The sequence below is a fragment of the Flavobacterium sp. genome (genome assembly GCF_031423415.1).
Classification (GTDB): domain Bacteria; phylum Bacteroidota; class Bacteroidia; order Flavobacteriales; family Flavobacteriaceae; genus Flavobacterium.
Genome location: NZ_JANPFL010000027.1, coordinates 22,473 through 38,203, shown reverse-complemented (window position 1 = coordinate 38,203; position 15,731 = coordinate 22,473). Strand labels below are relative to the sequence as shown.

Annotated in this window: 10 protein-coding genes; 5 read left to right on the top strand and 5 right to left on the bottom strand. The window is 33.5% G+C overall.

All coding sequences use genetic code 11. The features are described 5' to 3' along the window. Window positions 1–111: 111 nt before the first annotated feature. Together RMO83_RS03410 and RMO83_RS03405 are read right to left on the bottom strand one after the other, a co-directional pair. A complete protein-coding gene (locus RMO83_RS03410) occupies window positions 112–480 on the bottom strand; it encodes a DUF4328 domain-containing protein (RefSeq protein ID WP_310558273.1) in 369 nt (122 codons plus the stop codon). A gap of 101 nt (window positions 481–581) precedes the next feature. Then, entirely contained in the window at window positions 582–3,245 is a 2,664-nt protein-coding gene (locus RMO83_RS03405) for a DUF4062 domain-containing protein (protein ID WP_310558272.1), read from the bottom strand. Between the two features lie 601 nt (window positions 3,246–3,846). Between RMO83_RS03405 and rpsA the strand changes: the two genes are divergently transcribed. From rpsA to RMO83_RS03390, 3 genes are all read left to right on the top strand, one after another. Next, window positions 3,847–5,622, top strand: coding sequence for a 30S ribosomal protein S1 (rpsA, locus tag RMO83_RS03400; RefSeq protein WP_310558271.1), 1,776 nt, complete (start codon window positions 3,847–3,849; stop codon window positions 5,620–5,622). Window positions 5,623–5,788: 166 nt separating this feature from the next. Then, window positions 5,789–6,019, top strand: a complete 231-nt coding sequence (locus tag RMO83_RS03395) for an addiction module protein (RefSeq protein WP_310558270.1) — start codon at window positions 5,789–5,791, stop codon at window positions 6,017–6,019. Continuing rightward, window positions 6,019–6,318, top strand: coding sequence for a hypothetical protein (locus RMO83_RS03390; protein ID WP_310558269.1), 300 nt, complete (start codon window positions 6,019–6,021; stop codon window positions 6,316–6,318). The genes RMO83_RS03395 and RMO83_RS03390 overlap by 1 nt, the downstream gene beginning before the upstream one ends. Window positions 6,319–6,581: 263 nt before the next feature. Here RMO83_RS03390 and RMO83_RS03385 read toward each other — a convergent pair whose 3' ends face one another. The 3 genes from RMO83_RS03385 to RMO83_RS03375 form a co-directional block, all read right to left on the bottom strand. Further along, entirely contained in the window at window positions 6,582–8,990 is a 2,409-nt protein-coding gene (locus tag RMO83_RS03385) for a thiamine pyrophosphate-dependent enzyme (protein WP_310558268.1), read from the bottom strand. Window positions 8,991–9,185: 195 nt separating this feature from the next. Beyond that, window positions 9,186–12,038, bottom strand: coding sequence for an aminopeptidase (locus RMO83_RS03380; protein ID WP_310558267.1), 2,853 nt, complete (start codon window positions 12,036–12,038; stop codon window positions 9,186–9,188). Window positions 12,039–12,072: 34 nt separating this feature from the next. Next, window positions 12,073–12,801, bottom strand: a complete 729-nt coding sequence (locus RMO83_RS03375; protein ID WP_310558266.1) for a TIGR00730 family Rossman fold protein — start codon at window positions 12,799–12,801, stop codon at window positions 12,073–12,075. Window positions 12,802–12,955: 154 nt separating this feature from the next. On the opposite strand from RMO83_RS03375, the gene RMO83_RS03370 reads away from it, so the two are divergent. Next, entirely contained in the window at window positions 12,956–14,113 is a 1,158-nt protein-coding gene (locus RMO83_RS03370) for a hypothetical protein (protein WP_310558265.1), read from the top strand. A gap of 134 nt (window positions 14,114–14,247) precedes the next feature. Continuing rightward, a complete protein-coding gene (locus RMO83_RS03365; RefSeq protein WP_310558264.1) occupies window positions 14,248–15,405 on the top strand; it encodes a hypothetical protein in 1,158 nt (385 codons plus the stop codon). The last annotated feature ends 326 nt before the right edge of the window (window positions 15,406–15,731 follow it).

The following is a 15,731-nucleotide window of genomic DNA, read 5'->3' as shown; positions in this document are numbered from 1 at the left end:
TTATTTTGCCTAACATATTGCCACTTTTTTATACCGAAATATACACTTTTTGGCGATTTAAAAGTACTGTTTTCAACTGAATTTAATCACAAGTTATTAACAATCAAATTGTTAATTCATTTTTAAGGAATGACTAAATAGGTTTACAATGGGTACAAACCAACAGCCTGCAGCCCAACCTTCGGAATGCGATAAGTGATTCACTCTCAAATGAAGATTAAAATAAGCCCGTCGGAACCATTGAATAAAAGTAATAGCGGATATAATAAAAACAATAATTTGAATGATGCCAATGGCTTGTTCGCGATCGTCATTTGCAGTTATAGTTTCTGTCGAAATTTCGCCTCCATTTGCGGCTGTTTGCAGTAAATCGTATTGAAAATAACTGGAAATTAATGAAATACAATTCAGTGCCAAAGCGATCCAAATTAGGAGAATTGCATTTTGAGACCGCTGTTCGTTTGGTTTTAAATCTTGCATTTCTTAGTATTTATGCTGGTTGTTGTGGCATTTTGTTGAGGGTACGAAGTCGGGAGACTTTGTACAGCTGGGTCGGGAGACTTCGTATAGCGGGTTTTAATTTAATATTTAGAACCTCTTTCCAATTTATCAAGACGATTTATTAAACCAATATTTGGGTTATTATTTTTCAAAATATGTTTAGCTCTACATTTTTTTGAGAGCATTTTTAAAGATTGTATATCTTCAATTTCAGTTGCTTTATATTCAATATTAAAATTCAAAACTGATAAAGTATCTGAAAGGAAATAGGAGTTTTTATCTAAACTAACAATATAATTATCAACAATTTCTCGCCATTTTTTTGGTCTTTCAGCAATAATTAGTAACATAAGCTCATGTTTTAGCAAACTATTTGTTTCATTTAAAGCCTTATCTATTATAAGCGGACCAATTTTAATTGAATAAATGTCATCTTTAAAAATTTTTACAATATTTGTTGGTATTGCTAATAATACTGCTAATCTTTTTTGGACTGGATCATCAATTCTAAAATCATCTTCATTTAAATTAAATTGTGCTCCTTCAAATGCAACATTACCATTATCAGCCAAAAATGGTGCTAATACAATTAATATTTTGTTAATCTCATTCCAGCCTTGTGTTATTTGATTTATTAATTCTTTTTTCAGCTGAAAATCAGTAACAAAATCACTATTTCTAAGTGCTCTTGAAGTTGCTGAAATTTGACGCATTAAGACTAAAACTGAGTAGTCTCTCAGTACAGTATTGAAAACTTGATTATATGGTTTGGTTTGATTATAATGTTTATCAGCATACTTGTCTTTAACTTCGTCTGGTAAACCAGAAGAAATAACATTAGAACCAATTTTTTCTTCTTCTTTTTCTAAAGTTTGAATATCTGGAATCCATTGAATTGCTTTAAAAGGATTTAAATCATTTGGTATTTGTACTTTTGCTCTAACGATTTGTAAAGTTTCTTTTAGATCTTTATTTAGTAAAATTAAAGCATCTTCTTTATTTCTATCAATTCCAGTATAAAACTCAATTATTTCTGGATAATCTATGTATTTTTTTTCTGTATATATTTTTTCACGGAATTTTAGATTCATGTTCATTCTTTGAGCAATAAAATAAAATACCCAGTACGAGTTTTTAAAATAATTTAGATTTGAACTTGTACTACCAATTATTGAATTATCTTTTAGTGCATTTAATAGATAGTTTAAATCAAGATTAATAAAATTATCATCACAGAATTTAATTAACTCTTCTTTAAAATATTGGTCGCTGAATTCAAAATCAGTTCTCAAAATTAGCAACTCACATAAATATCCCAATACGAAGCTACAATCTTTTACATCAGGCTTTTTGTCATGATAAGTAGGTAATTCATAGTCTTGAAAAACTCCATTTAGAATAGTTTCTAATAATTTTGTTCTGTTTATCGGACTATAATCATCAACCATTTTTGAACTTGCCCTTAATATTGAAATACAATTTTTAACTGTACGATGCATATTTAAAGTCTCCAAATCTTTTGTTACCTTAGATAATGTGTTTTCACAATCTTCAATAAATGATTTTGCTTTAGCGTATGACGAAACAACTTTTCTTACTTCTGCTTGTGGTAATGGTAGTAAATATAATGAATTGAAAGTTCTTCTTATTTCAACTTTATCATCGTCATCTGACTTTAGAAAGAAATTGTTATCGAGAGTGTTAAGTAAAATTATTGGAATACTTTTATATTCATCACAAACATTTTTTATCATTTGCATTATTCCATTTTCTTCAAAACAAACGGAATCTACAATTATGCAGTCAATATTTTCGCTATCTTTTAAAAAGCAATTTTTTGCTACATTGTGTATATCTTTTACTATTTTGTGCTTTTTTGTTGTTTTAGAATCGATATAAACAAATGTCTTTCCTGCTTTCCAAGCATTTAACTTTAAATAATGAGCTAAAGATGTTAGACCAAATTCTGAGGGTGCTTTAATTATAATATCTGTTGGATTTTCAATTAAAGAAAATAGCTCAACTCTATTTTCCTCGTTCTTTGTTGGATTAGTTGGTATTTCTCGCTTGGTACTAATAATTGGCTCAATCCAAAGTGGACTTATTTCATTGTATGATTTGAGTGATTGATTTAATTCATCTTCTAATTTTTTAAGTATAATATCAACTTCTTTAATTTTCTCATTTGGATTAGTAATTGGTGAAAGTTCGGATATAAACATATTTAGTTTAGCTTCCAATTTTTCTTCAAACTGTTCAAAAGAATTAAAGTCAATGTATAACCCATTATTACTGATACTATTTTTAAAAGTAATAACCTTTTGACGCTGTTCTAAAATTTCATTAATTTTAGGATTGTCTATATCAACTTCATCTTTACCAAAATAAAACATAATTCTTGGAATTGAATTTTCTGATTTCGTTTTGCGCTCTAAGGCATCATTAAATTCATGTTCAGTTCCACTTCCTGCTTTTTTTGTAGCATGACCAAATCGGTTTTTCATAATTCCTATAAATATATCATAATTTGATTTTATAATATATTCATCAATAATTTCTTGTCCATTTCTACCGATATTTGGAAGAACATCATATTCCCACATAAATGGTTTGAAATTTATTTTAAGATGAGTCGCTAAAGCACCGATATTTATTTTATTTATTATCGCTTCGCAAATTTCTCTTTCCTTTTCGCAGTCACCAGGTGAAGAAATAAAACATTTGTATATTTTTAATGTTTCCATTTTATTTTTTAATTAGATTTTGCAAGTGAATTTTGTCAAGTTTCGTTTTTTACACTTGCAGGTAACTCGTTTATAGATGCAAAAAAATCAGACTTATTAACCTTAAATTGGGTCGCTTTGGCAAAAAAATCAGTGTTTATTTATTTTCAAATATAGGTTTTATTTCTTACAAAATATTAAAAAGCTTATTTTTTATTTTCAGCTAATTATTTAATTTGCAGCTTGTATGAGTTATTCTTAATTATCTTCTTGAAAACGGTATAAATTGTTAAAGCTGTAAAAACCCAAAAAGTCATAAATAGCCCCGAGTGCAGGGATCCTTTTACAAAGCTTCCAGCCTTCAAGAGGCTGGCAGCTTGGTAAAAGATATAGCGAAAAGCGGGAGCAGAGCCCATAAAAACCCCAAAAAGTTTTGCTCCTAAAAATCAAGAGATTATCTCTGGAGAATTATTTTGCAGTTCAAAATAAAAGAATTACTTTTGCACACCTTTTGGTGAATAAGAGTTTCCTTTGGGTGAAAACTAATTATACAAACAACTTCTGTTGTTTTCTAGCACGTTATGAAACTCGAGAAAATGCAGAATACAAATTTTTAATCAGCATGTCTGAACAAGCACAATTACAAGAAGAGTTTTTAGCAAATTTTAACTGGCACAACTTTGAAGAAGGTATTGATGCCGTAGATGAGAAAAACTTATTAGAATTCGAAGACCTAGTTTCAAAAACTTTTATCGCGACAGATCAAGAAGAAGTAGTAGAAGGTATCGTTGTTAGAATTACTGATAGAGACGTTATCGTTGATATCAACGCAAAATCGGAAGGTGTTATTTCATTGAACGAATTCCGTTACAATCCAGCACTTAAAGTAGGTGACAAAGTAGAAGTATTGATTGACATTCGTGAGGATAAAACAGGTCAACTAGTATTATCGCACAGAAAAGCACGTACTATCAAATCGTGGGATAGAGTTATTTCGGCTAACGAAACAGGAGAAATCGTTACTGGTTTTGTGAAATGCAGAACTAAAGGTGGTATGATCGTGGACGTTTTCGGAATTGAAGCTTTCCTTCCTGGTTCTCAAATTGATGTTAAACCAATTAGAGACTACGATGTATATGTAAATAAAAATATGGAATTCAAAGTGGTAAAAATCAACCACGAATTCAAAAATGTTGTTGTATCTCACAAAGCGCTTATCGAAGCGGATATTGAAGTACAGAAAAAAGAAATCATCGGAAAATTACAAAAAGGACAAGTATTAGAAGGTGTTGTTAAAAACATTACTTCTTACGGTGTGTTTATTGACCTTGGTGGTGTTGATGGATTGATCCACATTACTGACCTTTCTTGGTCAAGAATTAACCATCCATCTGAAGTTCTTGAGTTAGACCAAGTTCTTAACGTGGTTATCCTTGATTTTGATGATGAGAAAACAAGAATCCAATTAGGATTGAAACAATTGAACGCTCACCCTTGGGATGCTTTGAACGCTGATCTTAAAATTGGTGATAAAGTGAAAGGTAAAGTAGTAGTTATCGCTGATTACGGTGCTTTCATCGAAGTGGCTGAAGGTGTTGAAGGTTTGATCCACGTTTCTGAAATGTCATGGTCAACTCATTTACGTTCTGCTCAAGATTTCGTAAAAGTAGGTGATGTAGTTGAAGCTCAAATCTTAACTTTAGATAGAGATGATCGTAAAATGTCTTTGGGTATCAAACAATTGTCTCAAGATCCTTGGACTGATATCACTGCTAAATATCCTGTAGGTTCTAAACATGTAGGTATCGTAAGAAACTTTACAAACTTTGGAATTTTCGTAGAATTAGAAGAAGGTATCGACGGATTGATTTATATCTCAGACCTTTCTTGGACTAAGAAAATCAAACACCCATCTGAATTTGTAAATGTTGGTGAAAAATTGGATGTAGTGGTATTAGAATTAGATGTTGATGGACGTAAATTATCTTTAGGTCACAAACAAACTACTGCTAATCCTTGGGATCAATACGAAGATTCATTCGCAGTGGGAACGATCCACTCAGGTGAAATCTCTGAAATTGTTGACAAAGGAGCTACTGTAGAATTTGGTGATGATATCGTTGCTTTCATTCCAACTCGTCACCTTGAAAAAGAAGACGGTAAGAAATTGAAAAAAGGCGATACTGCTGACTTCAAAGTAATCGAATTCAACAAAGAATTCAAAAGAGTAGTAGCATCTCACACGGCTATTTTCCGTGAAGAAGAAGAAAAAGCAGTGAAAGCGGTTCAAGAAGCGGTTGCTTCTAATACCAATGCACCAGCTGCAACTCTTGGAGATAACAATGATATTCTTGCTGGTTTGAAAGCCAAAATGGAAAAAAACGAGAAAAAGAAATAATCTTTTAATTGTTTGATTATAGAAAGTCCCACGCTAAAGCGTGGGACTTTTTTTTGCCACAGATTGCACAGATTTTAACGGATTTTATTTTGACAGTTCTATCTTTAGTTTTTGGGGTTATTAATTCTATATTGTTTTTTTGTACTTTTGTTTAAATTCAAAAATTATGAAAGCTATAAAACAAATTATTGATGTTGAAAATAATACGTTTAGCGTTGTGCTTCCAAAAGATTTTACTGCAAAAAGAGTAGAAGTTATTATTTTGCCTTCAAATCCAGAAGATGATATTCCGCAATGGCAACAAGAAGAATCAGAACGTCGTTACAATGAATATTTGCAAAATCCTGAAATTGCTATATTGAATGAGGATTTTATCAAAAAATTGGATGTTTTGTAATGAAATATGAGATCATTTATTTGCCTTTAGTTTATGAGGATATAAAAGAAACTAACGGCTTTCATAATTCAAGAGTTAAAGGACTTGGGAAAGAGTTTGTAACTTCTTTAAAACAAGAGTTTAACAAAATTTTGAAAAATCCTTTGCTTTTTGAAATTAAGTATAAAAATACAAGAATAGCATTTATCAAGCGATTTCCCTTTGGCGTTCATTTTGAAATTCAAGAAAACACAAATTGTATTGTAGTAAAAGGAGTTTACCATACTTCAAGAAATTCAGAAATTTGGTATGAAAGATGAATTTAAAATAATCTTTTAATTGTTTGAATATAGGGAGTTCCACGCTAAAGCGTAGGACTTTTTTTTTGCCACAGATTCACAGATTTTCAAAAACCTTTTAATCTGTGAATCTGTGGCAATAAACTGAAGCAGGGGTTCGAGGAATTAGACTTATAAGAGATTAAAAATAAAAATGCCAATCCTAAAATCAGAATTGGCATTTTGCTTTAATTAGGTTTGTCTTAGATGACCTTAATTGCCTTAAATGGTTCAAAAATTATTTTCTAATATAGAACTGGAAATTTGGAAGGGTTAACTTCGTTCATCATCCCATATACTTTTTCGAAAATATCTTCAATAGAGGGTTTCGAAAAATAATCTCCATCAGTGCCGTAAGCAGGTCTATGTGCTTTGGCTGTCAAGGTTTGTGGCTTGCTATCCAAATGGTTGTAACCGTCTTGATCTTCGATAATGTGTTGCAAAATGTATGCTGATGCTCCTCCAGGAACGTCTTCGTCGATGATTAGCAAACGATTTGTTTTGGCTATACTTTTAACAATATCGTGATTGACGTCAAAAGGAAGCAAGGATTGAATATCAATTATTTCGCAATCGATACCAATTTCCAGTAGTTCTTTTGCGGCAGCTTCTACCAATCTCAAAGTGGAACCATACGAAACTAAGGTAATATCAGCGCCTTCTTTTATGGTTTCAACCACTCCAATTGGTGTTTTGAATTCACCATAATTCAAGGGCATTTTTTCTTTTAATCGGTAGCCATTAAGGCATTCAACCACAAGTGCTGGCTCGTCACATTCTAGCAAAGTATTATAAAAACCAGCTGCTTTGGTCATATTTCTGGGAACCAAAATATGAATACCTCTAAGTGCATTGATGAGCATTCCCATCGGCGAACCTGAATGCCAAATGCCTTCTAATCGATGACCACGAGTTCTGATAATAAGCGGCGCTTTTTGTTTACCAAGCGTTCGATATTGTAAAGTGGCTAAGTCGTCACTCAAAATCTGAACGCCGTAGAGTAAATAATCTAAATATTGAATTTCGGCAATCGGACGTAGGCCTCGTAATGCCATTCCAATTCCTTGTCCAATAATAGACGCTTCTCTAATGCCAACATCGGCAACACGAATTTCTCCAAATTTTTCTTGCAATCCAACCAATCCTTGATTTACATCGCCAATGCTTCCGGCATCTTCGCCAAAAATTAAAACTTCGGGATGTTTTGTGAATAGAACATTAAAATTATCACGCAAAATCATCCGGCCATCCGTATCTTCTTTGGCATTGTCTTCGTACTGGGGTAAAACTTCTTTTACTGAAAACACATTCAAATTAGATTCTGAAAATAAATTCTTGCTGAATTTGGGCTGATTTAAATCGAAGTAATTGGTTATCCAAGTTGCTACTTCGGGTTGGCTATTTTCATTTATTACCAATCTTAAAACCTTTCGAGCTGTACTGAGAATTTCCTTTTTCAAAGGAGATTTTATATTGCTTAAATTGGTTTTTAGCTTCGTAATTTTATCACTGTTTTTGCTGGTAGGTGCAATTTTTTCTAACAATTGAACAAGACTTTTTTGCTCTTCAATTATTGGAGTCAGAAAGGCAGTCCAAGCTAATTTTTTGGCTTCTAATACTTCTTTTTTTGTAATGAGATCAATTTCTTCGATTTCTTCTGAAGAAGCAATATTGATGGCAATCATCCACAATTTCATTTGTCGAATACAATCAAAATCTCTTTCCCATTGCAATCTGTTCGCATCTTTATATCTTTCGTGAGAACCTGAACTTGAGTGGCCTTGTGGTTGTGTAAGTTGAGTTACGTGAATCAAAACTGGAACATGATATTCGCGAGCTAAATCGGCTGCTTTTTCATAAGTTTCGATTACACTTGGATAATCCCAGCCTTGTACTTTCAATATTTCGAAACCATTTTGGTCTTCATCTCTTTGGTATCCTTTTAAAATCTCGGAGATGCTTTCTTTTGTGGTTTGATATTTTGCGTGAACAGAAATTCCGTATTCGTCATCCCAAACACTTAAAATAAGGGGCACTTGCAAAACTCCAGCGGCATTAATCGTTTCGAAAAACAAACCTTCAGATGTGCTTGCATTACCAATGGTTCCCCAAGATATCTCATTTCCACCTATCGAAAAATTGGATTTATGAGCTAGTTCTGGAATGCTTCTATAGATATTTGATGCCTGAGCAAGTCCCAACATTCTTGGCATTTGCGAAGCTGTTGGAGAAATATCAGCACTCGAATTTTTTTGTTTTGTCAAGTCTTTCCAACTACCATCTTCATTGATGCTGTGTGTACCGAAATGGCCACCCATTTGCCTTCCTGCCGACATTGGCTCCTGAGAAATATCCGTATGACCATAAAGTCCTGCAAAGAATTGTTGCGGTGTCAACTCGCCAATAGCCATCATAAAAGTTTGATCGCGATAGTATCCTGAACGAAAATCACCGTCTTTAAAAAACTTTGCCATGGCAAGCTGTGGAACTTCTTTTCCGTCACCAAAAATGCCAAACTTTGCTTTGCCAGTCAAAACTTCTTTACGTCCCAAAAGGCTACATTCTCTACTAGTGATAGCAATTTTGTAGTCTTTTAAAACTTCAGTTTTAAAGTCGTCAAAAGTAAGTGTGGTAGTGGTTTTTTCTTTTATCATAATGCAAGAAGTATTACTAAGCTGCAAATTTACTTAAAAACTAATTATTTTCATCATTCATTGTAAGAAATAGAATTAAATTTTTTCTAATAAAATTTGAAATTAGTCACTTTTCTTGTAAAATGTATATTTTTAATGAAATATCATTGATAATAATACAATTTTCGCCGAATGTTTTTAAGTGTTTTTATTCCTTTAAAACCATTTTCTGGTAAAAAGTTGGATAAATTTATCAGGATTTAGTGTAACGACAAATCGCACTTTTTCGTTGTAATTGGGTTCCGAAATTTCCCAACCTTTACTGGAGTAAATGGGGAAAAATAATTCAAAATAATCGGTCAAAAGATTCAAGCGAATACCACTATCAAAAAGCAATTGTTCTTTTTGATTCTTATTTTTTACAAGTCCAATGTCACCATAGGCTTCGATCCAATTCCAAATCGAGTAGCTTCCATTTAATGTTGTGATCCATCGATTGGCATAAGAAGGCGTCAACTTCGATTTAAAACCACCTTCTGCCAAAATAAATTCTTGACTTACTAGTCCAGTTTGTGATGATCTCCCCAAATACGCATAATCAAAAAGGTAATCCGTTGGACGGTCTAATGCAAAACTATAAAAATTGGAATAGCTGTTGTTGTAGGTAAAAGCTCCGGCATACATCCGAAGATTGAGTTGTCGATTGTCTTCAAAAAGTTTTCGATACTGCATTTCAGTAGACATTTTACCAAATTTGCCCGAAAACTGAACGTCTCCTACAAAGCTGATATGATTGGTCAATTCCGTTCTTGTGTTGATATATTTCACATCAAAAACCGAATAATCTTGTAGAGAATTATCTATAACTACTTCGCTTTTTTCTCGATTTATAATTACTTGACGAAAAAGCAGTAGTTGTTTTCTATTGTCTCTGTAATTATCCTCCCGAAATTGCATCAGAACCATTGGGTTAATTTTTAGGTAAGTTGCATCAGGCGCATAATGAAAATAATTACCACTAATAGAATATCTCATGCTGAAAAAATTACTGTCTCGATAATCCTTATTCAGTATAAAAATGGCAGAACCGCTTATCATATTCGATTTCGTTGCATAAGTAGGATTGATGTCGTACACAAAAGGTCGATTCAGAATAGCTCTGTTGTGGAAACGCATTCCCGGCGAAAGCCCGTCATACAAATTATAGGTCAATATGGGGGCATAAATAATTTGATTGTAATAAGGGTCTTCTAAATCCTTGACAAAAGCAAATTTAAAAGGTCGACTATTGGGAAAAAACCCTTCTAATTTTTTCCAGTTATTTCTCAAATTGAACTCGGGAACTTCATTTTTATAATTGATAACAATGGTAGTAGCCTGCTTTCTTGCCAAGGTATAAATGCTATCATTTAATTGGGGTTCTATCCATTTTTTAAAGACAATAGTATCATTTTTTATTCCGTAAATCGGAATGGGTACTGCAATATTGGTCTTATTTTTCAATGAAAATGAAACGCTATCGTTGGTTTTTGTCACATTCGAAAATTTGTAATCAATAATATCTCTTGAATTAATAATGGTTTTAAAAAACCAATCGATATCTTTAGTAGTACTCGCTTTTATAATTTTTTCAAAATCATTTGCCCCGCAAATTCGTTTGGTATTTAAGGCATTAAATTGCTGAATACTACTCGATACAGAACCGTTTCCAACATAATCGTCAAGATAGATTAAACTCAAGCCTGCTCTATATTTACTAGCGATTTGCTCATTAAATTTTATCAAAGTATTTTTCGGCGCGCCCAGTGGTTGATCCAGATTTTTCCTGGCCATCAGCAAATAAAAATAGTTAAACTGCTCGTTGAAATCTAGGTTTAATAAATGAAAGCCTCTGAAGAGTTTAAATTTGGAAATCCGTCCCGTCATTTTGCAATCAGGATAATTTTCCTTCATATATTGCATCATCGTATAAACCTGAATTCCATCATAAATCCAGTTGTCTTTTCTTGGGTCTAACTTCAAATTATTTTTTAGATAATTGTTCAAATACGTTTTTAAGAATTTAATTTCAAAAAGGAATTCATCCGAAAATGGAACTAAAAAACTAGGCATCTGATTCAATCCATAAAAAGGATTTCGGTCGTAATCAGCTTGTGAAACGACAACTTTTTCGTAAAGGGGTTTTCCAACTAAATTGGTGGTAAAATTCACTACTCTATCTATCGCAATTGCTTTTTGAATCTCGTCTGCTTTGTACCCTTTTAAATTTGTTAAAACTTCTATCGAGCTATTTTTGAAACTGCTAAAACTTGTTTTAGGTTCTATAAAAACACTAAAGTCGGTTCGGTTGATTCCGTTCAGTTTGTAAACAATACAATTTTCAATCGGATTGGTTTTTTCCTCATTCAAATCAGTTGTTAACTCGAAACTCTTTGCCTGCCTGCCGGACAGGCTGGGAATTTTCAGTACGATATCAAAATCAGAAATTGCATTTGCAACATCATCTAAATTTAAATTACTGTATTCAGCAAAAGAATGATTTTCAAATCGAGCAGGAGTAAGAAACCAGTTTTTAAGGTACATTCCGCCATGTTCAGAATAGCCATAATGGGTAAATTTATCATGTGGAACCTTTACAGTATAGGTAAGCTGCAAAACTATTTTCTGGTTAGGTGGTAATTTTTTGTCTAATTTGACGATAACAAAATCAGGATTTTTTTCGGTTCTCTCCCAAGAAAGCTTTGTAGTATCAGCCACCGAAATGTTTAAATTTGTCGTGCTTCCTCGTTCTTTTTCCGCTGCCAAATGAAAACCTCTATAGAATTCGTCCGAAAATCGTTTTGCCAATGGCGTCGTTTTAGTGGAATAGGCATTATTCCAATCATTTAAAACAATCCTCGTTAACGTATCGTCAGACTGATTAAAAAACTCGATTTTCTGTTGTACAGTCAAGGTTTTCTTATCCATATTTACTTCAACATCCATTTGGCAATGGTGCTGAGCATATTGATTTACCGAAGTTAATAAAACAAATAGGTAAAGGATGTTTTTAAAAATTGATTTCAACATTCAGTTTTAATTACAATAGAAAATGGAAATTCGATTAGAAATTTGGAGACAAATCGTATTTTTTGTAAAACTTATTCAGCACATCAACTACCTCGTCTTCGGTATCTACAATTTTAAAATAATCCAAATCCACGGCATTTACTGTTTTTTCTCTTTCGACCATAACGGTTTTTATCCATTCGATTAATCCTGACCAAAATTCAGTTCCCACTAGTATTATCGGGAATTTTCCAATTTTCTTGGTTTGGATTAATGTCATTGCTTCAAACATTTCATCGAGTGTACCAAAACCTCCCGGCATTACTACAAATCCTTGCGAATATTTGACGAACATTACTTTTCTAACAAAGAAATAATCAAAATTTAGATTTTTATCGTGGTCAATATACGGATTAAAGTGCTGTTCAAATGGCAAATCGATATTCAATCCTACCGAAATTCCCCCACCAAGATGTGCGCCTTTATTGCCTGCTTCCATAATTCCAGGACCACCGCCAGTGATGACGCCATAGCCGGATTTGCTTATTTTGTGAGCAATTTTCTCAGCCAATATATAATATTTATCCTCGGGTTTTTTTCGTGCCGAACCAAAAATACTAACGCAAGGACCAATTCTTGCCATATTTTCGTAGCCGCTTACGAACTCGGCCATAATTTTAAAAATAGCCCAACTGTCATTGGATCGAATCTCGTTCCAAGTTTTTTGTTTCAGTTTATCTTGGATTATTTTGTCCTCGTCATTGTCAAAATCCTCTAATCTCATTTTTGTATTTTTATTATTAATCTCTGTTAGTGCTGAAAACACTAACAGGGTTCTAAGGTACTTCTTTTTTCAAAAAGCGATGCAATAATTTTTCTTGTTTTGCCAAAGCCTTATTATATTTACATACACTTTTTACTAATTTAAAATTTTAGTTATGGAAAACAAAGAAAATGAATCAGAATTAGACAAACTGAATCATGGGGAACCGATAGAACGTCTGGACCAACAAAAACTACAAGCGGACTGGCGAGCAGAAATTGAAATGAACCAGGACGCCCAAGAATACTTTAAAGCCTATAGTAAAAAATCGGTTCAAAGTTTTCTCGATGATTATGTTAGAAACAAATATAGATGGGTTCGTTATGGCGATTATTATAAACAAAGAAATGAGAAATCCAATGAGCATTTAATATATCGAGCTCACGAACATTTGCAAATAATTTTGCAAAAGAAATTATTCGATTTGCAATGCCTTTGGCGGGCAGAGCAGATTGCATTAGAAGGCGTTGAAATTTGCTATGATTTTCAAATATGGGGCAAAGATATCTTAGATTGTCCATTTTTAGAACCCATTACCCCCGAAGATGTTGCATTGTATAGCGATTTTTTGATGAGGACCGACTCCGATCTTCGGTATTATTATGAAGAACAAAATTGGCAAGATTATACTAATTTCAAGAAAGAATATTATAAGATCAACGACGGTATCATGATGCCCGATTGGTATGAATTCCACAACTTGCGAACCGGGAATTTTAGCTTGATGCTTTTGGAAGACATTCGAGGAGACAAAGAAAAATTCTATAATAGTATGTATTATAATAGCCAAGAACAGCTTGATGCCAGAGCCAAAATTACGGAAGAAAGAGAAAATGATCCTGACTACGATTCTAGACCTTATCTTGGTTGTTATGACGACGACGGTACGCTTTATTTTGTAAAAACATTCGAGAATAAAGCTATACAATCAAAATACAAAAACTACCAAGAATATTCACCTGATGCGCCAGAGAACCAAAAAAACGAGCGTTACATTAACATACTAAAAGAGCTGCTCGATGAGGAGGAGCCTATTGCAATAGCCGCAAATTCTGATTTCAGAGAAGCACTAGAGAAAACATTAGACGGTTTTAAACGAGAAAAGATAGTCGAATACCTGCCCCAAGCTGTAGAGCACTATATGTTCAATAAAAAAATGGGCTTTTTAATGAGTAGCAAGGATAATTATTATCTTGGGTTACGAACATACATAGTAGAGCGTCTCAAAAAAGCCAGAGAAATGAACGGCGAAGCACCCGATTTATATTTTTAGTTTCCGAGCTTAGCTGTCTTCGTGGAAAACTCTTAAGAAACGTTCTTGTTGAAAAAGCTTCACTGTACTATTTCTTATTTTACCAAAGCAATATTATATTTACATACATTTTTTACTAATCAAAAATTTTAGTTATGGAAAATTCAGACGACCAAAATGAATATGACAAATATGCGCAGGAAAAAATAAATCAAGCGTTAGATGAAAAAGAACTAAAAATCCACTGGCTTAAGGAAATAGAACAAAACGAGGCCATGCAAAACTACTTTAAGTCTTTCAACAAAAGTTCTGTAAAAAGTTATATCGATTATTATATAGGTATAAAATCTATTTGGATGCGTTATGGCGACTTTTATAAAGAGAAAGCCGCGAGCGAAGCATCTCAATGGATTGAACAAGCCCACGAACATTTGTCCGTTATTTTGCAAAAAAAACTATTCGATGCGCAATGCCTTTGGAGGGCAGAGCAGATCCAGTTAGAAGGCGTTGAAATTTGTTTTGATTTTACAATTTGGGAGCACGATATTTGGGCGTGTCCTTTTATAGAACCCCTTACTAGCAACGAAGTGGCCATGTATAGCGACTACTTAACCAAGACCGATATTGAGATTTCTTCCTATTCCGTTGGAGACGACTTTCAAAACTATGAAGAAATCAAGAAAGCCTATCATGATAGCAGCGACTTTATGAATATGCCCGAATGGTACGAATACCACAACACCAGAACCGGCAATAGTAGCCTGCTGCTACTGCCAGACATCCGGGGGGCGAAAGAAGATTTTTATAGCGAAATCTATTTCAAGAGTAAGGAGCATTTAGATAAAATTACCGAAAATGAAGCAATGGTACTCAACAATCCCGATCGTGACGTTAGACCCTATCTTTCGACCCATCCTAAAGAGAAGATTGAATTTTTTGTAAAAACATTCGAGGATAGAACCGTGCAATTAAAGTACAAATATTACGATGAAAATTGTTTTTATAACGATGAAGAAGGACAAAATGAACATTATGAAGAACTTTTTAGCAAAATGTTGGAAACCAAAGAACCCATCCCGATACAGGCACATCATGATTTTAGAGAAGCAATTGCCATTGCATATAATCACTACAAGTGCAGAAAAATAGCCGAAAATTTGCCCATAGCTTATGAGCAATATTTGTTCAATAAAAAAATGGGATTTATAACGAGCAAAAATGATAATTTTTATCGCGGTTTTCGAACTCACTGGACCGAGCGCTTGATCAAAGGTCGGGTACTGAATGGCGAAGCTCCTGATTTGGATTTTTAGTTGCTGTAAATTCTGTATTTATATCAAAATAGTCAGGAAAACTTTGTGCACCCCTGCACGACCGTATCTTGAAGTTCAAGCGACCTTCGTGCAGCGATGTTCATGATGTTCCTGAGGTTCAGGAAACCGCCATGCAGGGGTGCACGAACCCCTCTTGAGGCTCAGGATAGCTTCCTGCAGGGGCGCACGGAGCGTTCCTGAAAAAATCAGACTTCCCGTCGTAACAGCTCTATTGGAAGTTGGCTTAAACAATTTTTAAATTTGTTAATAACTATTTTGCTCTGCCCTTATCTATTTTAAAATCAGTTTTATACATTAGTATCACT